Origin of the sequence: Mycoplasmoides fastidiosum (assembly GCF_024498275.1) — a bacterium.
GTDB lineage: Bacteria > Bacillota_I > Bacilli_A > Mycoplasmatales > Mycoplasmoidaceae > Mycoplasma_N > Mycoplasma_N fastidiosum.
Genome location: NZ_CP101809.1, coordinates 168,138 through 191,620, shown reverse-complemented (window position 1 = coordinate 191,620; position 23,483 = coordinate 168,138). Strand labels below are relative to the sequence as shown.

Genomic DNA, 23,483 nt, shown 5'->3' with positions numbered 1-23,483 from the left:
CCCCCTTTTAATTTTTGGAATTAAAAGAGGGATTTTTTGGTGAACCACCAACAGAAGCTAATTTATGTCTTATAATTGAATTAGCTGATTTCTAAATCAAATTTACATAAAAAATAAACTAATCACATGAACTTAAAAATTAATACAAATTATTTAATTGATACCACTAAAGAACAATTACACGAACTGTATCAAAACCGTATTCAAGAAATTTTTACTGCTTGAAACAACCGCACCGCTTCAGGTGCTGCGGCTTGGTCTGGTTGGTTAAAATGAGTCGATATTGATCATGAACCAATGATTCAAAAAATGGAGGCAATTCGGGATCAATGACTTCAATTAGGGGTTAAACACGTCGTCTGTTTAGGGATTGGTGGTTCATACATCGGAACCCGAGCAGGAATTGAATGATCCAAAGGATTTTTTAATGAATCTGGATTAAACTTAATTTTTGTCGCTACTTTTTCCCCAAATTATTTGGCTGCTTTACAAAAGAAATTAGGTAGTGAAAAATTTGGTATTGTGGTTATTTCCAAATCCGGAACTACTTTAGAAGTGGCCTTAGGGTTTCGTTTATTTCGTGAACAACTTTATCATCATCACCCTGAATTGGCCGCAAAATTAATTGTTGCTGTTACCGATAAAACAAAAGGGGTTTTGCGTAATTTAGTTGATCAAAATCAATATCACAGCTTTGTTGTCGAAGATGATATTGGCGGACGATTTTCAACTTTAACTGCTGTTGGTTTATTTCCCAGTGTTTTAGTTGGCGTGAATGTACGCGAATATTTAAAAGGAGCTCAACAAGCTAAACGTGATTGTTATCATGGTGATTTAGTAAACAATCCCGCTGCTTTATATGCAACTGTGCGCCATTTCATGTATACCCAACAAAAAATGGCAATGGAATGTTTAGCTACTTATGATCCTGATGCGATGTTTTTATTAGAAAAAGCTAAACAGTTATTTGGAGAATCTGAAGGTAAACAAAACAAAGCCTTAATGCCAGTTGTGCTAAATTTCACAACTGATTTACACTCTGTGGGACAATTATTACAAGAAGGTGATAAACGTTTTTTTGAAACCATTTTACGAATTAAAAAACCTAAGTTTAATTTAGTAGTTCAACTTTCTTCATTTCAAGATGATGATCAGTTAGATTGATTAGTTAATAAGGATTTTGGTTTCATTAACCAGCAAGCTTTTCAGGGCACCATTGAAGCTCACACTAAAATCGGTCATGTCAATAATTTAGTGTTAGAACTAGAAGATTGATCTTTAGCTAATTTTGGTTACTTCTATTTCTTCTTATGTGTTGCCACCACTTTCTCAGCTTATTTACTAGAAGTTAATCCCTTTGATCAACCCGGTGTAGAAGCGTATAAATCCCGCATGTTTGCCTTATTAAAACAATAAGAATAAACTTAATTAAACACAAAAAAATCCTTGGTTACTAACCAAGGATTTTTTAATGTTATCAAGATGAATTATGATTGAAATTGGTGTCGAATTAAATAATTTAAGCCGATCAAAACTACATCATCACCTAAAGTATCAAATACTAATTGAGTTTGGGCGTATTGGTTTGGTCATGATAAAGCTTTTGCCCGAGCAAAAGCTTTTTCGACAAACCACTGGTTATGAATTCCCACTGAACCGCCCACAACAAATAAATTTGGCGCAGCAAATGCCATCGAAGTAGCAAATAAATGGGATAAAGTCACAATTGCTTCATCAACAACTTGGGTAGCAACTGGATTTTTTTGATAATGGTCAAAAATTCATTTGGCATTAACCCCTTTTAAACCCAAAGTATCAGCCCGATTCACCATACCTGTCCCACTGGTAAATAACTCTAGAGCATGGGGTGATAAATTTCAAGTTTGTTTGGTTACAAACGGAGCTAATGGTGCTCGAGCTACTTCTTGGGCCAAGTGATTATAGCCCCCAAAAATTTCGTTTTTATAAATTAATCCGGCTCCTAAACCAGTTGAGATGGTATAAAATTGGGTCACTCCATTTATGGTTTGACCAAAATAATGATGTACCGCGTAAGCGGCTGCATTTGCATCATTTTCAAAAATCATTTCCCTAACTTTAGTGTGTTCTTGAAAGAGTTTTTTCAAGTTTAAATTATGTCACCCCGCCAAATTAGGTGGATCAATAATAATCCCTTCACCATACTTTGCCGGACCCGGACAAGCAATTCCTAATGTTGTAATTTGATGGTCATTCACTAGTGCAAAAATTGGGGTTAAAGTTTTAATGGGATCAGTTTGATCAACACTAAATTTTTCAAAAAAGACAACTTGATTATCTTCAACCAAAGCAAATCGAACATTGGTTCCACCAATATCAACACAACCATATTTTCGTGTTTGTTTCATTGTAATGTTTCCTTAATCAGCACAAAAAAACAACAAAACTTTTTTGTTGTTTTTTTTGTTTGAATTTTTTCTTAATTATTTTCGTTTCCCGAAAATAACATCATATGCAACTGCAAGCACTAAAATTGCTCCCTTAATTACATATCGTAAGTTAACGTTCACACTTAGGATGTTAAATCCACTATCAATAACACTTAAAATGAAAGCTCCTAAGAAGGTATTACTAATTGTCCCTACACCACCATAAGCACTAGCTCCACCAATAAATACAGAAGCAATGGTATTTAATTCTTCACCAACTCCAGTATCACCAACTGCAGATGAATTATTAGCTAAATTCATAATTGCAGCAATTGCGGTTAAAAAGCCCATTAAGATAAAAACTTGGGTTGTGGTTTTACGAGCATTAATTCCACTTAATTCGGCAGATTTACGGTTTCCCCCAATTGAAAAAACATTTCGACCAAATACAGTTTTAGTAGAAACAAAAATAAATAAAACAAAACCAATTAATAGATAAATGGTTTTCCAACGTAAGCCCGCATCAGAAAAACTAATCAATAAACCAATAATTAAAGCGCCAAGAACTTTTAAACTGTTAGTTAAAATAAAGACCCAAAGTTTAGGAACTAACAAACCATATTTAACTTTTTTAATTCGAGATCGTAAAGAAGTAGCCACCATCACAACTGAAATGATGATGAATAAAATAATCGAAACTAAATGAAAGCCTCGAATTGTATAATCCGGAATACTATTTTCTATAGCGTTCCGAAAACTTTCAATAGAAGCAATATTAAAACTATTAGAGTCAGATTCAGTATTTAAAATGTATTTTTGTAAACCTGCATACAATAACATTCCCCCTAAAGTGACAATGAATGACGGAATGCGTAAATACCCAATTAAAAATCCTTGGAATCAACCAATGAAGATTCCTAAAAGAAAAATAATTGCGACTGTTAAAACCGGATTATAAGACCTAGTTAATAGCAATCCCGCTACTGTTGCTAACAGTCCCATTAAGCTTCCAATCGAAAGATCAATGTTGCCACTAACAATCACAAATAACATTCCAAAGCCTAAGAAGAATAAATAAGTATATCTTCCCAATAAAATGTTATTAAAAATATTTGGTCGAACAATATCACCCCGAGTAGTAGCAATAAAAATAATTAAAATAAGTAGTCCAATATAAAACATTGAATACTTATTTAAATTTTTTGTAACTCCTAAATAAACCGGATTAGTGTCTAATACTTGATGCTTTCAATCTAAAACTGGTTTAAATACTTGTGCGGTTTTTTCGCGCACTGGTCGCATCATTCGATCAACACTTTTGTGAAACTGATGTTGACTAGTTGTTAAAAAAAGATTAATGCGATTTCCCAAATTAATAATTTGTGTACTAGTCCTACCCAAAAACCCCTGACTGGTTTTTGTTGATTCTTCAAATTTTTTAGTGTTTTCAATATTCATAATTAATAATTAAAAATTAAGTAATTGCGATTTGCATAATTTTTTCTTGAGTTGCTTCTTTTGTTAAAATTTGGCCTTTCACTTTACCCTGATTCATGACATAAATGCGGTCAGTAATGCCTAATAATTCCTCTAATTCTGAAGAAATAACAATAATCGATTTGCCACTTTGGGCAAGTTTAATAATGATGTTATAAATTTCAAATTTAGATCCAACATCAATTCCTTTGGTTGGTTCATCAATAATTAAAACATCAAATTCAGTTGCTAAAGCTTTGGCAATTAAAACTTTTTGCTGGTTACCACCAGATAGTGAACCCATTTCATTTTCAATGTTTTGAGTTTTAATGTTCACTTCTTCTTTTAAACGTTGAGAAGTTTTAATTAAGCGATTTTCATTGACAACATTAAATAAATTAGAATACAAATGAATTGATGCATCACCAATATTTCGGTGGATTGAAAACTTTTGAATCAATCCTAAATTTTTGCGATCTTCAGATGCATACATAATTTTGGCTTTAATTGCATCGGCTGGTAATTTAAAATTCACTTCTTTATTCTTATAAGTAATCCTACCAGATTTACGTACTCCATAAGAATTACCAAACATTGATAAAAATAATTCACTACGTCCTGAACCAACTAAACCACTAATACCTAAAATTTCACCCTGATTTAAAACAATGGATGCATTGTTGACAACAACTTTATTATTGTCTTTTTCTACAACAGTAAAATTATCTAATTTTAAAATGGGTTCACCAATATTCGGTTCACCCCGTGGGGGAAATTTATTAGAAAGTTCTCGACCAACAATGTCTTTAATTAAACGATCTTCTGAAATGGGATTTTCTTTACTATTAGAATACTGGGAAATAAATTTTCCGTCACGAATAACAATGACTTCATCAGAAACATATTCAACTTCTTTTAGTTTATGCGAAACAAAAACACAAGTAATGTTATGTTCATCTCTTAACTGTTTCATGGTATCTAAAAGTAAAAAACTTTCTCGATCATTTAATGAAGAAGTTGGTTCATCAAAAATAATTAATTTAGCGTTTTTACTTAAAGCTTTAGCAATTTCAATTAGTTGCTGATTTGCAACACTTAAATCTACTGCTTTTGTTTCAAGATCTATTTTAGGAAAACCAACCATATCCAAATATTTTTTGGCACTACGAATCATGGAATTTCAATTAACTATTGGTCCAATGGTTTTTAAATTTCCTAAATAAACATTTTCATAAATTGATAAATATGGTGAAATAGAAAGCTCTTGGTGAATAATTGCAATTCCCGCTTTTTCAGAATCTTTCACATTTTTAAAGTTGGTTCATTTCTGATCAAACATCACCGCTCCATCATAACTACCATATGGATAAACCCCGGAAATTGTTTTTAGAAGCGTTGATTTACCCGCTCCATTTTCACCAACAATCGAAATAATTTTACCTTTAGGTAACACAAATGAAACATCATTTAAAGCAATAACTGGTCCAAATTTTTTAGTAATTTTATGTAATTCTAAAATGTTTTCGGTTTGCATGAATGTTTATATTTCTTGTATTTAAAATAAAACCCTATATTAAATCCATCAGTGTTTTAATATAGGGCTTTTGGTTAATTCTTAATAATAAATTAAAAATAAGAAATTAGTTTTAATTTATTTAAACTTGTGGTGTGTAATATTTATTAATGTTAGTTTTATTAACTAAAATTGGATCTAGTAAAAAAGTAAATACTGCAGAACTTGGATTGTCTTTTAGTGTTTTATAAAAACTATCATCTAGTTTAATAAATTGGTCAATTCCAACCCCTTCTCTTACTGCATAACTTTTGAAAATATCATCGTTTTTAATATTGGTTAAAATTTCTTCAGCTAATGCTTTGGTTGGTGCAACAAAATCACCTTTTTTCAACAAGGTATCTACTCAAACCCCAACTACTCGAGCCATTCATAAATCCGGCTTGGATATGGTCATTGTTTGATCTCCATCGTTAATGAATTTTAAGTTTTCAGGATTAGCATCTTGACCAGTAATTATATAATTTTTTGGATCAAGTCTTCTAGCCTTTAAAACATTAATCACTGCTGAAGCCATACCATCATTTGGAGTTAAAAAAGCTGCAACTTGTTTTAATTGAGTTTCATTAGAAGCAAAAGTTTCCACTCGTGTTTGAGCAGCTTGATAGTTTCAATCAGCAACTGAAGCTTGAGTAAAACTTCTAGGTTCATCTAGTTCGTTTCCGTTTCCTTTATAAGCTCCGTTAATAATTTTAACTTTCCCTTCAGATGCTTCTGTTAATTTATTGATAACACTTACTGCACCACCAAAGAAAATGCTTGAATTATTGTCGGTTGAAGCTCCACCTAAAGCATAAATATTTTTGTTAACATAACTTTTTGTAGTAGTTTTATTTGCTTCAACTGCAAGTCAAGTATCAAACTGACTAACTTCAGTAAAATTTTGACCAGTAATTCCGTTAACAATCGCTAAACCTTGTAATTGACCTACTTTAAAATTATCAAATGATGCATAAAATTTATAATCGGTTGTATTATTGATTAAACGATCATATGCTAAAAAATGAATGTTATCACGACGTGCTGCTCGAACAAGAGCTGCAGCTTGATCGTTAACTGCTCCCACAACAATCGCTTTTGGTTTTGGAGACAAGTTCATTTGGGTTTCAACAAAAGAAGTTTGATCCGGTTGTACTTTAGTAATATCAGAAGTAACTTTATAAGATTTTCCAGTTGAATCTTTGAATCAATTGATTCCTTCAGTAATTTGTTGACGTGCACGAACTCAACGTGGATTATCAGGATCTGCTACTGCTAAAACAATTCGATCAGTATCACTATCTCCTACAGTTGAGCCAAGATTTCCACCACAAGCTGCTAAAACCAGTGAGCTGGACATTGTCAAAAGACCAGCTAACACGCCAATTTTTTTATTAAATTTAATTTTCATAGAATTTTTTCTTCTTTTTATTTAAGTTAAAGGTAAAAAATATTTTTATTTATCTGCAAAAAATTTAAATTCAAAGTTTAAAACTAAATAAACCTAAATTTTTTATAAAAATATAGTTAGCAAACAAAATTAATAAAGTTATAACTTCATTGTCAATTGACGAATGAATTGAACTTTATTTTCGATAATTATTGAAATTATTTTATGTAATCTAGTTCGAAATATTTTGTATTCCCAAACTATATATGCATAATTATAATGAATTTTTCACTTTTTGGGTTTTGATATGTCCATCCCGAATTAAAAACTGATTAATCAGTTTTGTATCATAAAACAGGGTTTTGCCAAATTAAATTTAGTTTTTTCAGCAAATTCTGGTATATATGGTTCGGATTTATGAAATTTATCTGCTCAAGTTAATTAAATTTGGTTTGAGCCCAAAAATTGTTATAAATTTGACAAAATTTGAAATTATTTTAATCTTTTCCGTAAATTGGTAAATAAAAATATTTAGAAAAAGCTTAAGTACATCACTTATCAAATTAGATATTTTCTTGCTTACTTATTAGAAAAAAATCAAAAATTAAAAGGATTTTTCAATATAATTAGGGACGTAATATTTTGATAGTATTATTGAAGAGTGAAGCTGTTCAATAAGAAGAACAAGATTTTACAAATTATCGTAACAACGACGATGTTTTTTACCATAAGCATTTTTCTTTATCTTAACTCCAAGATAAAAATTCTTGTTAGTGGACTAGATGCAGTAATAGTTTGCTAACTTTTTTTATTATCCTAAGCAGCCGTTAAGAATGATTAACAGGTTGATGCGAAAGAGCATTTTAAAGAATTTTCTTTTTCCCTAATTACAACGCGATTAACCTTTAATAAAAAGAATTAATAAACAGATTAGTTGGAAACAAATACAACGGTTTAAAAATTATCAACGTTAATGATTGAATTGTTCAATTGTTTTGATCTTAGTTCTGACAATTAAGCAAGCTTTAGGGGTTTAAAGCTAATTACTTTTGTTAAGTAGTTTTAAACGCTTATATGATGTATTAATTGCTTTATATAATATAAGATTAACAACTCGATCTAATAACAAAGATGATTCGCAAATTGTTATTGCTGAATCCAATATAATCTTAAAAAAATTGTTTTATTAAAACCTAATCAAATTGTAGTTCTTACTTGTGAAAACAAGTTTAAAGCATTTTTGCTTTCGAAAATTCTAACGATTAAATCTTTTAAAACAACCCTTATAATTATCCCTTAACCTAACCTTAAATGATAAGCTCCGGAATTATTATTTAAAACAGTTTTGAATCCGAAATTTGCCTATTCACAAAAAACAGAAGACTTGCGAAAATAAGCTGGAAAATTGCGTTTGATTAACGAACTATAATTCTACTGTTAGGTATTACGTTAAAAGTCATTGTGAAAACTATTGCTGCATAAGCAAACGAAAATAACCCTTTGAAAAAAGGGTTATTTTTTTGTTTTCTTTGGATGACTTTTAAAAATATTTTATAATTTAAATTTATGATTAGTACAAGTCCAAAAATTATCGTTGCCTTATCTGGAGGAGTTGATTCAGCAGTAACTGCTGTTTTATTAAAGCAACAACATCCTGAGTTACAAGCTGTTTACATGCGGAACTGGGATGTTTTATTAAACAACGATATTTTAGGACATAAAAGCGATCAAGAACCGTGTACTGATGCAACTGATTTAGCTGCAGTACAAGCCATTTGTCAGCAATTAGATATCAAATTAAAAGTTTATAATTTTGTTGATCAATATTGAGAAACCGTTTTTGTCCCCAGTTTGGAACAACTAAAAGCCGGACAAACCCCGAATCCTGATATGATTTGCAATGCCAAAATTAAGTTTGGCATTTTATTAGATCAGCTAATCTCAGATTTTGGCCCCAACATTAAGATTGCTACTGGTCATTATGCTGGAGTTGTGGAAATTGATCAACAATTTTATTTAACAACTGCTGCTAATCCTAAAAAAGACCAAACTTATTTCTTAAGCCAATTAAATCAAAAACAGCTTAGTCACGTTTTGTTTCCTTTAAGTCACATTAAAGATAAAAATGAAGTACGCGCAATTGCTAAAGCACACCAGTTACCGGTATGAAATAAAAAAGATTCAACCGGGATCTGTTTTATTGGTAAACGAAATTACCGACAATTTATGAGTAATTACTTATCTTTTCAGGATGGTTTAATTTTAGACATTCAAACCAAACAAGTGGTAGGTCAACACCACGGAGTTAGTTTTTATACTTTAGGTCAACGCAAGGGTTTAGAACTTTCAGGTTATGAACAACCAATGTTTGTTTGTGCTAAGAACATTGAAAAAAACTTCTTATTTGTTTGTCCCCAAAATTTAGTTCACAAATACTTATACAAATCCCAAAGTCGGATTTTAAATATGCATTGAATCAATGAGCCACTAACCATTAATACTCCGGTTCTAGTTCGGTTTCGTCATACTGGAACTTTAGTTTCTGCTACTATTAGTCACATTGATCAAACCACCATCACCCTAACTCACCAATTAATTAACACCACTGCTCCAGGACAATATTTAGTCTTATATTCAACCGATCAAAAATATTGTTTAGGGGGCGGCATACTAGACGAATCTGATTGAGGCAATATTCATGATTAAATTAAGCAGTCAAGAATTAAGAAATCTTTGGATTGATTTCTTTAAAAAACAAAACCACTTATTTGTAGAGCCCCGCTCATTAATTCCTGATAATGATCCTTCATTATTATTTATTAATTCTGGAGTGGCAACCTTAAAGCATTATTTTTCTGGTCAGATTGAACCTCCCTCCAAACGACTGGTTAATGTGCAAAAAGTCATTCGAACCAACGACATTGAAAATGTTGGTTTAACTTCACGCCATCATACCTTTTTTGAAATGATGGGATATTTTTCAATTGGTGATTATTTCAAAAAAGAAGCAATTCAATTTTGTTATGACTTTTTAGTAAAAGATTTAAAAGTTGATCCCCAACTTTTATATTTCACAGTCTTTGAAGCTGATGATGAAGCATATCAAATTTGATTAAGTTTAGGGATTGATCCTACTCATATTATTCGTTGTGATCGGGATCGTAATTTCTGAGATGTGGGTATGGGCCCTTGTGGTCCTTGTACTGAAATTTTTTATGATCGGGGTGAAAAATATGACCCTGCAAAATTGGGAACTAAGTTATTTTTTGAAGATCTAGAAAATGATCGATTCATTGAAATCTGAAACATTGTTTTTTCTGAATTCAATAATGATGGACAAAATAACTACACTCCTTTATTACAAAAAAATATCGATACTGGAGCAGGATTAGAACGAATTTTATCCATTTCCCAAGATGCTCCAACTAATTTTGACACTGATTTATTTCAATCCATTATTAGTGCTGTGCAAAAATATGCAACTGTGCAATATGATGTTGCCAATTATTTTAGTCACAACCCCCAACAAACTAAAATCAATTACATTTATCGGGTAATTGCTGATCATTTACGTTCCATTGTTTTAATGGTGAGTGATGGAGTAGTTTTTGATAATAAAGGTCAGGGTTATATTGCTCGCAAACTTTTACGTCGGGTTGCTGGGTTTGCAAAAATTTTAGAATTAGATGATCACTTTTTAGATGCTGGCATTAATGCGGTAATTGAAAATTTAGGTTCTTATTATTTAAACCTTAATCCCAATAAAAATAAAATTCATCAATTAATTAATTCAGAATTTAGTTTATTCTTAAAAACCTTAGAGCAAGCCTGAAAAATTTTAGACCAAATGATTGAACAAGCTAATGGTTTCATGTTGGATGCTAAAGAAGTTTTTCGTTTAGTTGAAACTTATGGGTTTCCCAAAGAATTATTAGATGAAATTTTGTTACAAAAAAATTACCAATACGATGCGGATCAATATGAAATTTTTTTAAATGAACATAAAAAAATTTCTAAAAAACTAAAAAATGAAAATGCTTTAGGAACCCAAAATAATAGTTTATTAAATTTTGTGACTCCATCAGAATTTGATTACTTGAACACAGAAATTAGTGCTGAAGTGATTGGATTATTTAACCAAAATTGAGAAGTAGTTGATCAATTAAATCACGAGCCGGGTTATGTCATTTTAGATCGTACTCCGATCTATGCTTTAGGAGGTGGTCAAGAATGTGACTATGGTTGAATTGATCAATTTTATGTCAGTGACGTGACTAAATCACCCAACAACCAAAACGTGCATTATCTAGCAGCTGCTACTTTAAAACTGCACCAAAAAGTAACTGCTAAACATGATCCGGTGCGACGGCTGCAATTGTCACGACAACATTCAGCTGAACATTTATTACATGCTTCATTAAAACAAATTTTAAGCCCTAATATTAAACAAGAAGGTGCCGCTAAAGCTGTAAACAAAATTAGTTTGGACTTCCGCTGACACATTAAACCTCAACCTGAAGATTTAGTGAAATTTGAAAATTATGTTTTGAATAAAATTGCTGAAGCTCATCCAGTAACAACAGTGTTAACCACTTTAGAAGATGCTAAAGCCCAAGGTGCTAATGCTTATTTTGAAGATACTTATAAAAAACAAACTGGTTTATTACGACTAGTGAAAATTTCTGCTGAAAGTTTGGAATTATGTGGGGGAACTCACATTAGTAATAGTCGGGAAATTGAAGATTTTTTAATCTTCAATTTAGAATCAAAAGGGGCGGGATCATGACGAATTGAAGCTGTTTCAGGTAAAGAAAAAGTTGCTGAATTTTTAATGAACCAAAACCAAAAACTGCATAATGAATTCAGTGAAGGACTAGCAACTTTAACTAAATTACAAACCCCTGCAACAATCATTGAACAATGAACGCACAAATGAAACAATCAAAATACTAAATCTAGTTGAAATGCTAATAAAGAATTAGTCAAAGAACTAAAACAATTTGTGAGTCAAAAATTAGTAAGTTTTAATCAAGAACAAAAAAAACAGCTGCAATCTTTTTTAGCGCAAAAATTATTAAACCAAACTCCAACTGGTTTAGTTGTGGCATTAGAATTAGAAGACCAAGATCCTAAAGCAATCAACATGGCTTTAAATAGTTTTTTTAATGAGCTAAATCATTATTTAGTGGTTGTTTTTAATTACAAAAATAATACTAATCAGTATTATTTAGCAGGTAGTAAAACTTTTTGAACTAGTCACAACACTTCAGCTAACCAAATTGTGCAATTAATCAACCAGCAAATGCATGGTTCTGGTGGTGGTCGGTTGGAAGTGGCCCAAGGTTCGTTTACTCAACCCCATACTGCGGCTGAAGTCATTAATTTAATTGAACGAATAGTCAAATAAGCTGTTGGTTTTAATTGATAATAAAAAACTACTAGACTGTTGTATCTAGTAGTTTTTTTATTGTATGAATTAATTTTTTTCGTCAAAATAGGGCTGTTTATCAATTAGCTAATAAGTTATTGCTTCAATGATTTTTTCAGACGCATGATGTTTAACGTATCAGCAGTCAAACTAAAGCCCTTACAACCTAAACGCACCAATTTTTTCAAATAACCAACCGTGTTTAGTTTGGCTGCGAAATCTTCAGCAAAACTGCGAACATAAAATCCCTTAGACACTTCTAATTCCACAGTTAAATCAGGAAAACTAAATTCAAGCAATTTTAACTGGTGGATTTTAACCTTGCGGGGAGTGATTTCCACTGGTTTTTCGGCTCGAGCGTATTCATATAATTTTTTACCATTCACTTTAATTGCTGAGAATTGGTGTGGGGTTTGGTTGTATTCTAAACCGTTAAAATGATTGATTATGGTTTGGATTTGTTTTAATTCAACCACCACATCGCGTTGTTCAATTACTTCACCTTCTTGATCTGCGGTTTTGGTTTTTTGGTTTAAGCCAATGACAGCTTGATAAATTTTAGCATCAGTTAAATATTGATCTAATTGTTTAGTTGCTTCATCAATCCCGACAATTAATAATCCTTCAGCTAAAGGATCTAAAGTTCCGCCGTGACCAATTTTTTTAACTCCCAAGAAGTGTTTTAAAAAACTAATCACATCCTGACTAGTCCAGTATAAGGGTTTATGAACTGCAAAAATTTTTGCTGTTAACATTTGTTGTTTTCAAGCTGCAATTTCAGCGGGTGTATAAAGTTGTTTAAACGAATTGTTCATGTGATAATCCTTCAAAAAACAAAAAACTTAAGTTTTTAGGCTTAAGTTTTTAATTAATTTTAATGGTATTTTATTGGGGAATTCATAAAGCAAAGCTGTATGAATAATAAGTAATAATTAGTCCTGTAGCAATGACAATGAAAATACCCGCAAAAATTAGAAACATAATCATGAAATAATGGAAATTCCGGGATTTGTCAACATCTTTAATCACCACAAACCACGAAGTGAATAAAAAGAAATACGGGACAATTAATAGAATAATTGCCAAGGCTGAAAAGACATAAGTAGCTGTAGAAATACTGTTTAACGTACTGCCAATTAAGGAATTGTCAGTTAAATTAAAGGCTTGACGGACACTAGATAACAATGCCATAAACACCACTGATAAACTGAAAATTAATAAGGTAATTAAAATTTCAATCGACCAAATCTTTCGTAGTGAACGGTTGTTTCTTAATTGTAAATCCGAATAAGTTAAAAAATCACCATGCATGATTTCACTATTACGATGGCGTTTAATTCGGGTCCGTTCGTAGTTTTTTCAGTCATCAGTTTCTAATTGGTAATTAAATTTAGATTTATAAGTTTGGTTTTCTAAATTAAATAAATTAGTGAACTGTTTCCATTTAGCTTTCACTCATTTTTTGCGGTAATCTTCAGCCAATAAGTGCTTAAAAACAATTTGCTTTTTTTGCACATCAGCTAAAGTTTTCCGACGTAAAGCTTCATCAATTCCGGTCACCAGATTAGTGGCTTCAGCTTCTTCGTCCACACCAGTATCAATGTTAGTAAACGCCGCTTCGGGATTGTATAAGGCATCATTATTGTGGACAATAAATAAATTGGCTAGTTCTAAATCACTCTTATGAGTGACTTCTTGACCAACTAAATCTAAGCCATCTTCAATAATTTCATCATCGCCGAGTGGTTTTTTATTATCATTCATCGTGAATTTTAATCCTTAATTTTTTTGAGTGATTCATTGATTAACGCTTCAATTTTATTGGCGTGTTCAATCACTTCATCAAAAACAAATTTGATTTGGGGAATCCGATAAATCGTTAACTCTTGTGCGAGTTTATTGCGAAATAAACCTTTAACAGCATCTAATTTAGCAATTGCATTAGAAGCGTTTTCAGGATCTAAGTGATCAACATAAACCGTCAACCAACTTTTATCATTGCTTAATTTTACCGCAGTAAAAGCAATGGTCATAAAAAAACTATCATCAAGCTCACTAACTAAAGTTTCGTTCAAAATACGAAAAATTGTCTTTTCTAGACGTCGGATTTGAATACGAGTTTCTTTCATGCTTGCTAACTCTTTTTGGCTTTATTTTTGCTAGTTTTTTCTTCGACAACTAAACCTTCATGTTGGGCTTCAAATTTAGTTTCAAAGGCTTCAAGAACATCGTTTTCTTTAATGTCTTGGAATTTTTCAATGATAATTCCGCAATCATTATTGATTAAAATTTCCTTCTCATCCTTTTTGCCATGTTTTAAAGAAGCAATTCGGGAAGTGTAAATGACAATCCCATCCCGTAAAACCCGCACTTTAGCATTCCGAGTAATTTTCCCAGCAGTCACATGACAACCCGCAATCACTCCCACATCAGAGTGTCGTCATAATTGACGAACCACTGCTTCACCTAAAACCGTTTCAATCTCGACTGGGTCTAAAGATCCTAACATTAATTGTTGTACTTCATCAATTAAAGTGTAGATTACGTTATGGAACCGAATCATAATTTTTTCTGATTCAGCCATTGTGCGGATGATTTTAGTTGGTTTAACATTAAAAGAAAAAATCGTAGAACCAGAAATTTTAGCTAATTGTAAATCCGACTCATTAATTGAACCCGTGTTTGAACTCACAATGTTTAAATTAATTTTGTCAACATTCAGTTTATCCAATGAACTCTTAATTGCTTCTAAACTTCCATGCACATCAGTTTTAACAATGATGTTAACTCGTTTATGACCATCTGCTGTTACTGTTTGGGTGTTTAATAAGTTAAAAATGCGTTCTTTCCATTTCTTTTCTGAAATTTTTTGGTAAACAATTTTGGCACTTTTTTCATCTTTTAAGGCAAAGAATTTATCCCCAGCTTGGGGAATATCTAATAATCCAGCCACTTTTACTGGAGTGGATGGTCCCGCTGCTTCAATCACTTTTAACTGATCATTATGCATGATCCGAACTTTACCAGTGGTGGAATTTAGGGTTAAAAAATCACCCTTCAATAAGGTTCCGTTTTGTACTAAAAAAGTGGCAATCGGGCCATAACCCTTATCTAAACGAGATTCAATAATTGTTCCGTGGGCCAAACGTTTGGGATTAGCTTTCAGATCTGCTAGTTCAGCTACAAACAGAATTAGTTCTAACAATTCTGCAATTCCCTGGTTTTGTTTTACTGAACCAGCCACACACGGCACATCACCGCCCAATTCTTCAACCACTAGTTTCTGATCATATAATTGAGATCGGACTAAATCCGGATTTGCCCCTGGCACATCCATTTTGTTAATAAACACAATAATACGCACTCCCGCATCCCGAGCGTGGTCTAAGGCTTCAATGGTTTGAGGTTTTACCCCATCATCTGCTGCAACAACTAAAACAACAATATCAGTTACACTAGCCCCACGAGCCCGCATTTTTGTAAAGGCTTCATGACCTGGAGTATCTAAGAAGGTAATTTTTTTGCCGTTTTTAGTTACTTGGTATGAACCAATGTGTTGGGTAATTCCAGCATGTTCACTTTCAGTTACATTAGTTTGTCGAATTTGATCTAATAAGCTGGTTTTCCCATGATCGACATGACCCATAATAGTTACCACTGGAGGCCGCGGTACTAAATCAGCTGGATCATCATCAAAGGCTAAACTATTCAACAAACTTTCTTCGCTAAGTTCTGCATCACGTTTTTCGAAATCATAGCCAAATTCTAGACAAAGTTCACCAATCTGCTCTTCAGTTAGAATGGAGTTAACCGTTACAATAATTCCTTTTAAGAACAAAAACTTAACAACTTCAGCTGGATGTTTGCCAATTTTAGATGCAAATTCATTCACTGAAAGCGCTGAAGTAAAAATAAAAACATTATTTTTTAATCCAACTTGGGGTGCTTCAAAGGACTTTTTCACATCAATTTGGGTTCGTTGATCGGGTTTTTTTCTACCAACAAACCGGGAATTAGTGGGTTTGGCACCATGGGGTCGAGTGGATGCTTTCTTATTATTAGGCTTAGCACTAGAACGACTAGGTTTGGTTCCTGGTTTTTTCTGGTTCATATCTGGCCTCCTGGATGTAATTAATTTTTAAGTTTATTCAAGATCTTCTGCATCAAAATAATCGTCTTCTTCTGCATCTTCTTCGTAATAATCGTGACGTTGCTTGCGGGGTTTGGTTCGCTTGGTTTCGGTGGTTTCAGCATCATTTAATTCTTCAATGAAATCCTGATAACTTACATGGTGTTTTTGGAAGATTCGATCAGAAATATTGCCCCGCTCATAAGTTGTGTTATCAATTGTTTGATAATTGATTTTTTCTTCACGGGCTGCAGCAACTGTTTTTACTTCAATATTTCAACCAGTTAAAATGGAAACTAATTTAATATTAGCGCCCTTTTTCCCAATTACCACTAAATAATTTTCTTCATCAGTAATTAAGATGATTTCTTTTTCATCTAAAATTTGATAACCCAAAATTTTTCCGGGAGTAACTGCTTGAACAATTAATTTAATTGGATCAGCATTTCATTCCAGAATATCAATTTTTTCATTCAGTAACTGGTTGGAAATGGTTTTGATTTTACGGCCGTTAGGACCAATACAAGAACCAACTGGATCAATCACTTCATCATTAGAATAAACCGCAATTTTGGTTTTAATTCCTGCTAATCGGGCAATGCCACGAATTTCAACAATGCCTTCACTGATTTCTGAAATATTTTGAGCCATTAAATATTTAACAATCTCAGGACTAGTTCGGGTTAAATTCACGGGTCAACCAGAAGAAAACTCATGCACATCTTTAATGTAAAACAAATAAGTACTGCCCGGATTTAAATTTTCCACAATCCGGTTACCTGAACGATCAGACGTTTGGATCATGTCATAACGAGTAATATAAGCTTGAGTTGATTCGCCTTCGGGATTTTCTAATAAAATCACTGCGCCTTTGAAATCTTTGTTATTGATTTCATCTAATTTTTCAACCCGACCTCACATCACTTGACCTTTGTATTTAATCCATTTTTCACAAACATTTTTATTCACTGTTTCAACAATCAGTTGGTTAAAAATGCTTAAAATGGAGCGCACAAATTTTTTGTCAAAACTTTCTAAATCAATGCGTTCCCGAATGAAGTCATTCAGTTGGATTTTGGTTTTTTTCTTTTTTGCTAAAGCTTGAGCTTTAGATAATGGAATTAATGTTTCATCATCTTCGTCACCGTCATTATAAAAGAAATCATCAGTTACGACTTTAACATAGCGTCACATATTAATTTGCCCGCTTTGCAAATTAATTTCAACCTGAATTTGGTTACTAGAAAATTCTTTTAAATAAACTTTTTTAAAAGAATCAGCTAAAATATGTGCCACTTTTTCAATTTCTAAATTATTTTTTTGGGCAACTTCTTCAATATATGTAATTAATGAATTGGTTTTAGTTGGATTCATCGAATAAATGGTTCTTCTGAATAATTAAAAACGATCTAAAATCTTCTAATCATACAAGAAGGAGCAAGATTTTTGAAATCTTGCTCCTTAATTTTTTTGTACGAATTTCACTAGTAATTATACAAGAAAACTGGCAAAATTGATTAATTTTTAGTGAAATGATTAAAATCAATTAACTAAATAACCCATTAATGCCTAAAATCCAATTAAATAACAAATAATTAATTCACCTTTTTAATGAAAAATCAATAATAAATAACTACAGGAGGTGAGTGATGCAGTTTTATCAAAACCGAGGCATGTTTACTGAAACTTTAGTTAATAATACGATTGATTGGTATTACATGCAAAATATTGCCTTTTTCAAGAAAAATCATGTTCCTTTAAAACTTAATAAAATTGATAAATCTAACCGACGGATTTATGGACAAATTCTTAAAGCCGGATTAGATTATTATGGACTTTATCAAGGTCAGTATATTGAATTTGAAGTAAAAGAAACCCAGCAACCTGATTTTATGTTAACTCAATTAAAGAAACATCAATTTTACCAAATGCAACGCATTGAAAAATTTGGTGGGATCACTTTTTTAATTTTAAATTTTTTATGTGCTGAAAAAATTTATTTCATTCCTTTTGCAGCAATTGAAAAACTCAAACAAGAACAAATTAAAAAAATTAGTCTAGAATGGTGTCAAAAAAATGCCAGAGAAATGCAAATTCATTTTCCTGGCATCATTAAATGGTTAGATTTTTTAAATAAAAAATAAAACTATTTTTTCACTTTAGAACCCATTTTAATTTTTAATGCTTCAAACTTTTTAATAATCACTTTAGCTGGGCCTTTTTGGTATCACAATTGTTCATTGCGCTTTTTCTCCAGATAAATGGCATGTTTCTGAGCAGCTTTTTCCGCGCGTTTTTGCTCTTCTAAAGCTTTGTTATCATCAAGGTGTTTAATTGGTTTGATTCATGCCATTTCTTTTTCCATGTCCAATTCTTTATTGATGATGATTTTGCGACTGGTATTGCGCTTATCAATTGCATTTTTCAGAATTTCCACTTCAATTGCTTGAGGCTCTAATAATTCGCGAGTTCGGGGATTACGGGTTCGAAAAATCAGTACATAACGTTCTCGAGTGGAGTTGAACGGATCATTTGGATCAGTTTCTTTTTTGAAAACTTTGTTACTAATTTTTTGAACCAACAATTTTACACTCGATGCTTTAGTTTTTTTTGTTTGGTTTTTTACAACCACTGGACGGTGTGACTTATTAAAAAGAATTGGTTCTAATTTTTCATTTTCAGAAGAAGTGCTAAATTCTTCACGCTGAAATTTACTTTTTTCAAACGTTTCAATTGCTAAATTTTCGAAATAAGCTTCTAATTCAAATTTTTCAGGAATAACTGGAGCTTGATACTTTGTTTTGGTTTGTTTAGCTTTTTGTTTAGCATCGAAAATTAATGCTTGTTTTAAACGTTTATGTAAATCCCGTTGACGAGGTCGTTGGATTGAATAGGTGGAAACAACTTCCAAACCTTTTTGCTCTTTTTGTTTTAAAAATTCTTTAATTGTTCGTCAAACTTCGTCCCGCTTTTCGCCTTGACCAGTATTTGAACTATTTAAGTCTTTGCTTTTATTGCCTTTTCCCTTTTTCACAAAGAAGAAAATCAAAACTGCAGCGACAATGACAACAATAATGATAATTTGATTCATGAATTTTTAAAAATCCTAATATTTTCCCAGTTCCAAATTATTTAATTAAATGATACACCTAATTGAATATCTTCAATAATAGGTTATAATCCAGATAATTAATCCTGATTAATTTCGTTATTTAATTAGTATTCTATAATATAATTAATTAGTTAATTTTACTCGTGCGCGAGTAATTTTTAGAACTGTACTAATAGTTAATTTTAACCGTAAAAAAACAAAAATTTAGAAAAATGAAAGGACCTAGATCATGGCAAATATTAAGTCAAATGCAAAAAGTGCTGAACGTGCCCGTGCAGCTCGAACTGTTCACAAAGCTGAAAAATCATATTTACGTAATCGCATTAAAGAAGCTAAAGCAACCGGTAATTCTGACAAAGTTAATTTAGCTTTTAAAGCTTTAGATAGCAAAGCTAGCAAAGGTTTAATCAAAAAATCTACTGCTAATCGTTTGAAATCTCGTTTAGCAAAACACGTTAATAAAATGAATTCTCCTCAGAATAACAATCAATAATTCTGATTTTGCAAAATTAATATTAGGCAGATGCATGATCTTTTTCTAATGCAGAATTGATCACTCAATTTTAATAAGAACGGGAGGTGAGTAAATCAATGGCAAAAATTAAAGTAGTTAACAACGAAATCGAACAAGCTCTAAAAGAGTTTAAACGTGTTTCTAGTGAAATTCGTCGGACTAAAAAGAAATATGATTTTTATTTACGTCCCGGTCTAAAAGCGCGTGAAAAATCTAAAGCAGCCGCAAAACGAAGACGAAAATATTAATTTCACAAACTTCATTAATTGGTATACGACTTGACATTTATTAAAGTAAATGAGTTATTTCCAATTTAAAAATTACAAAAAATTAAATTATTAAAGATAGAAATGAAAATTTTAAATTTCACCACTGATAAAAACACCACTTTTGTAACTGTGGAAACCGAACCAGAAATTTTTGAAGAAGTTGGGAAGAAACAAATGCGGATTTTAGCTAGTGAAGTTAAAATTCCTGGTTTTCGTAAGGGAAAAGTTCCTTTAGAAATGGCCGAAGCATCTGTTAACCGCAAAGTTTGGTTGGAAAAAACTTTAAATAAAGTTTCTGTGGCTGCTTCTAACTGATTAGAAACCAATGAAGATGCTCGCTTAGAAGAAATTATTGGTGAACCAATTAGTTATGAAATTACTAACTTAGATGCTAAAACCAATGTTGCAACCGTAAAAATTGGTTTTGAATCTTTACCAACCGTTACCATGGGAGATTATTCTAAAATCCCAACCGATTTAGCTGATGTACAGTTAACTAAAGTGACTGATGCTGATGTTGATGCTGAAATTCAAAAAGAATTAAATGCTCACACCATGTTATCTTCCACTGATGCAGCATCTACTGCTAATGATGTTGTGGTTTTTGATTTTGAAGGTTCTTTAAATGGCAAACTAATTCCTAACGCAAAAGCCGAAAACTACGAATTAGATTTAGCTAATTCCAATTTTATTCCTGGTTTTGCTGAAGAATTAGTTGGTTTAAAAAAAGAGGAGGAAAAAACTTTCACTGTCAAATTCCCTGAACAATATCATGCAGAAGAACTAAAAGGTCAAGATGTGCAGTTTGCAATTAAAGTTCACGATGTAAAAACTAAAACTGTTCCCGAATTAAACGATCAATTTGTTAGTCAATTTCCTTATTTAACCGATAAAACAGTTAGTGGTTATCGTAGTTTAATTAATAAAAAATTATCTAAAGAACTACGCGAACGTAAAAACAAAGCTTTAAAAGATGCAGTTGTGCGCTGATTAATTGCTAATCCTGAACACGATCTTAGTTATTTCCCACAACGAACTGTACAAAAAGAGTTCCAAACTTTCTTCCAAGAATCAGTAGATATGTTGAACGAAACATTTAAAGCTTTAGGTGGTTATAAACAATACATCAAAATGATTAACATTAGTGAAGAACAACTGAAACAAAACATTTTTTATGACACAGTAAATGCTTTAAGACTTTATGCTTTTACTTATGCTGTGGCTAAAAAAGAAAATATCACTGTTGAAGATGCTGATTTAGAAAGTGCTAAAGAGGAATTAGCTAAACAAAATCCCCGATTTGCTAGTGCCATTGAAGATAAAACTGCTTTAAAAAAACTAGCATTACAACAAAAAGTCATTCAATTTTTGACTAAAAATGTTGTTTATGAAGAACCAAAACCTGAAGATCAAAAAAATAAAAAAACTGCTGCAGTTAAAACTGCAAAATAAATCAATTGGTTCACCGATTTTAAATCTGTTTTAATCCCAAATTTACTGTATTTAAATTTCTAAGTAAATATAATTTTTATATTTTAAACACGATTGTTTTTCTAAACGAATCAATTCGGATTAAAATCCATTTTAGCGGCTGATTAAAAGAGATTTTTTTCTTGTTGCTGTTTTGATTATCTAGATTCTTTAACTAAAAAATCATATATAATTAAAGCGCATACATACATCAATTCATTCTTTAAAAATGTGTATTGATAACAAAAAATTAATAATTTTAAGAATTCTTAAAAAATAAAAAAGCAAGGTTTTTATATAACAAATATGGAATCAAAAAAACCAGTCTATCCTGATGAAAATTCATGATTAGTTCAATACATTATCCGCTATTTTAAATCACTTAAAGCACAACCTGATTACAGCTTATGAGACGAACTAGTTGTCTTCAATAAATCAATGGATGGTTCATGTGATTATATTTATGATACTGAACAATCTGACAACACTTTATATCCGGTTTTATCTTATGATGAAAAAAATCATAAGGTGATCTTAAATGATTTTGAATGAATTTGTAGTGTAGTTTATGATTTAAAAACTGGTAATTTTTTAAGCTTTGATGAAAAAGCAGTATCAACTCCGGTTCAACCAATTGAAACCCGCACTGAAGCTCATAAACCTCAACCTGTTAAATCAGTTGTTCCTGATCTTCAAACAGAAGAAAAATTAGGCTTTTTTGCTCGATTGATTCGTTGATGAAATCGTAGAAAAGAAGTTGCAAAAACTTCAAATGCTGAATCACCAGTAGCAACTAGTGCTAATGTTGCTTCTAGTCCAAAATATACCAGCAGCTCTAGTTCAACTAGAAAAATGTCTGAATTTGAAGATAACAATATTCCTAATTTAGACATTGATCGTTACGCGCAAAATCTTGTTGAAATTAACGGAATTGATTTGCACCAAGCTAAAGAAATTTTATTGTCTTCATCTTATAATCGCCGCATTAATTCTCGATTATTTGCTAATCATTTAGAAAATGATCTAGAATTGGGTTTACCTGTTTTAAAAGTTAAATTTGATATTTCTTTCCTATACAACTCCGGAGTTTTAAATTCTGAAATCGGAAAAGAATTCAAAAAATTGTTAGATAACAAAAAACAAATTGAGTTAGAATTCGAAATTGATACTCCTGAAATTATCATTGACCCACTTTTAGAAGAGACTCAATTAATCAAAATTGCTAAATAATTAAATTTAGTAATTTTTAGAAAGGAAAAAGTGATTTTATGAAGTCATATATTGAAGTTGAATCCAACGAACAATTTCAAAGTTTATTAGCGAGCGAAAAACGTGTTATTGTCGATTTTTATGCAACATGATGTCCTCCATGTACAATGTTTAAAGATACTTTAGAACGTGTTTATGAAGGCAATTCTTTAGCAGATGATATTCAAATCATCAAAGTTAATGTTGATACTTTAATCGACAGCGCTCGAGCACACAGTGTTCACAGTTTACCAACTGTTGTTTTCTTTCAAGATGAAAGAGAAGTGCGACGATTTTTAGGCTTTCGTCCAGCTAAAGATTTTTTAACTGAAACTAAAGAAGCTTTTGGCGATTCTGCTGTTAAATAATCTTTAATTTGAAGCAATCAAAAAACCACTTGTTACTACAACAGGTGGTTTTTTCTTTTTCATCGATTAACAATGATCTGTTTGATAAACTCTAACAAGCCACTGTTTCTTGCACAAAA

At 31.6% G+C, this 23,483-nt stretch carries 19 protein-coding genes; 9 read left to right on the top strand and 10 right to left on the bottom strand.

What is annotated here, in order from left to right:
• Positions 1–126: 126 nt before the first annotated feature.
• Positions 127–1,416: a glucose-6-phosphate isomerase gene (locus NPA10_RS00830; protein ID WP_256547652.1), complete on the top strand. Its 1,290-nt coding sequence runs from the start codon at positions 127–129 to the stop codon at positions 1,414–1,416.
• Positions 1,417–1,487: 71 nt separating this feature from the next.
• On the opposite strand, the gene NPA10_RS00825 is transcribed toward NPA10_RS00830, so the two are convergent.
• The 4 genes from NPA10_RS00825 to NPA10_RS00810 form a co-directional block, all read right to left on the bottom strand.
• Positions 1,488–2,387: an ROK family protein gene (locus NPA10_RS00825; RefSeq protein WP_256547651.1), complete on the bottom strand. Its 900-nt coding sequence runs from the start codon at positions 2,385–2,387 to the stop codon at positions 1,488–1,490.
• Positions 2,388–2,462: 75 nt separating this feature from the next.
• Positions 2,463–3,866 carry a sugar ABC transporter permease gene (locus NPA10_RS00820; RefSeq protein ID WP_256547650.1) on the bottom strand — a complete coding sequence of 468 codons (1,404 nt, stop codon included), beginning with the start codon at positions 3,864–3,866 and terminating at the stop codon, positions 2,463–2,465.
• A gap of 16 nt (positions 3,867–3,882) precedes the next feature.
• Complete coding sequence (locus NPA10_RS00815; protein WP_256547649.1) at positions 3,883–5,418, bottom strand: sugar ABC transporter ATP-binding protein; 1,536 nt, start codon at positions 5,416–5,418, stop codon at positions 3,883–3,885.
• Between the two features lie 121 nt (positions 5,419–5,539).
• Positions 5,540–6,847 carry a substrate-binding domain-containing protein gene (locus tag NPA10_RS00810; protein ID WP_256547648.1) on the bottom strand — a complete coding sequence of 436 codons (1,308 nt, stop codon included), beginning with the start codon at positions 6,845–6,847 and terminating at the stop codon, positions 5,540–5,542.
• Positions 6,848–8,392: 1,545 nt separating this feature from the next.
• Between NPA10_RS00810 and mnmA the strand changes: the two genes are divergently transcribed.
• On the top strand, positions 8,393–9,532 hold the full coding sequence (gene mnmA / locus NPA10_RS00805) for a tRNA 2-thiouridine(34) synthase MnmA (protein WP_256547647.1): 1,140 nt from the start codon (positions 8,393–8,395) through the stop codon (positions 9,530–9,532).
• Positions 9,525–12,233, top strand: coding sequence for an alanine--tRNA ligase (gene alaS / locus NPA10_RS00800; protein ID WP_256547646.1), 2,709 nt, complete (start codon positions 9,525–9,527; stop codon positions 12,231–12,233). Before mnmA ends, alaS begins: the two co-directional genes overlap by 8 nt.
• Before the next feature lie 116 nt (positions 12,234–12,349).
• Here the strand turns inward: alaS and truB are convergent, their stop codons facing one another.
• The 5 genes from truB to nusA all read right to left on the bottom strand — a co-directional run bounded on the left by truB (position 12,350) and on the right by nusA (position 17,757).
• Positions 12,350–13,069, bottom strand: coding sequence for a tRNA pseudouridine(55) synthase TruB (gene truB, locus NPA10_RS00795; RefSeq protein WP_256547645.1), 720 nt, complete (start codon positions 13,067–13,069; stop codon positions 12,350–12,352).
• Between the two features lie 70 nt (positions 13,070–13,139).
• A complete protein-coding gene (locus NPA10_RS00790) occupies positions 13,140–14,018 on the bottom strand; it encodes a hypothetical protein (RefSeq protein ID WP_256547644.1) in 879 nt (292 codons plus the stop codon).
• Between the two features lie 8 nt (positions 14,019–14,026).
• The gene (gene rbfA, locus NPA10_RS00785) at positions 14,027–14,383 is read right to left on the bottom strand and encodes a 30S ribosome-binding factor RbfA (RefSeq protein ID WP_256547643.1); all 357 of its coding nucleotides are present in this window, start codon (positions 14,381–14,383) and stop codon (positions 14,027–14,029) included.
• Between the two features lie 5 nt (positions 14,384–14,388).
• Positions 14,389–16,365: a translation initiation factor IF-2 gene (gene infB / locus NPA10_RS00780; protein ID WP_256547642.1), complete on the bottom strand. Its 1,977-nt coding sequence runs from the start codon at positions 16,363–16,365 to the stop codon at positions 14,389–14,391.
• Between the two features lie 33 nt (positions 16,366–16,398).
• Complete coding sequence (nusA, locus tag NPA10_RS00775; protein WP_256547641.1) at positions 16,399–17,757, bottom strand: transcription termination factor NusA; 1,359 nt, start codon at positions 17,755–17,757, stop codon at positions 16,399–16,401.
• Positions 17,758–18,032: 275 nt separating this feature from the next.
• On the opposite strand from nusA, the gene NPA10_RS00770 reads away from it, so the two are divergent.
• Entirely contained in the window at positions 18,033–18,527 is a 495-nt protein-coding gene (locus tag NPA10_RS00770) for a Holliday junction resolvase RecU (protein ID WP_256547853.1), read from the top strand.
• A 2-nt stretch (positions 18,528–18,529) separates the two neighbouring features.
• Here the strand turns inward: NPA10_RS00770 and NPA10_RS00765 are convergent, their stop codons facing one another.
• The gene (locus NPA10_RS00765) at positions 18,530–19,474 is read right to left on the bottom strand and encodes a DUF5385 family protein (RefSeq protein WP_256547640.1); all 945 of its coding nucleotides are present in this window, start codon (positions 19,472–19,474) and stop codon (positions 18,530–18,532) included.
• Positions 19,475–19,724: 250 nt separating this feature from the next.
• On the opposite strand from NPA10_RS00765, the gene rpsT reads away from it, so the two are divergent.
• The 5 genes from rpsT to NPA10_RS00740 all read left to right on the top strand — a co-directional run bounded on the left by rpsT (position 19,725) and on the right by NPA10_RS00740 (position 23,364).
• The gene (rpsT, locus tag NPA10_RS00760) at positions 19,725–19,988 is read left to right on the top strand and encodes a 30S ribosomal protein S20 (RefSeq protein WP_256547639.1); all 264 of its coding nucleotides are present in this window, start codon (positions 19,725–19,727) and stop codon (positions 19,986–19,988) included.
• 98 nt (positions 19,989–20,086) lie between these two features.
• Positions 20,087–20,257 (top strand): 30S ribosomal protein S21, encoded by a 171-nt coding sequence (rpsU, locus tag NPA10_RS00755; protein ID WP_256547638.1) that lies wholly within the window; start codon positions 20,087–20,089, stop codon positions 20,255–20,257.
• Between the two features lie 102 nt (positions 20,258–20,359).
• Positions 20,360–21,730: a trigger factor gene (gene tig, locus NPA10_RS00750; RefSeq protein ID WP_256547637.1), complete on the top strand. Its 1,371-nt coding sequence runs from the start codon at positions 20,360–20,362 to the stop codon at positions 21,728–21,730.
• 324 nt (positions 21,731–22,054) lie between these two features.
• Positions 22,055–22,978, top strand: a complete 924-nt coding sequence (locus NPA10_RS00745) for a hypothetical protein (RefSeq protein ID WP_256547636.1) — start codon at positions 22,055–22,057, stop codon at positions 22,976–22,978.
• A gap of 38 nt (positions 22,979–23,016) precedes the next feature.
• Complete coding sequence (locus NPA10_RS00740) at positions 23,017–23,364, top strand: thioredoxin family protein (RefSeq protein ID WP_256547635.1); 348 nt, start codon at positions 23,017–23,019, stop codon at positions 23,362–23,364.
• Positions 23,365–23,483 lie beyond the last annotated feature (119 nt).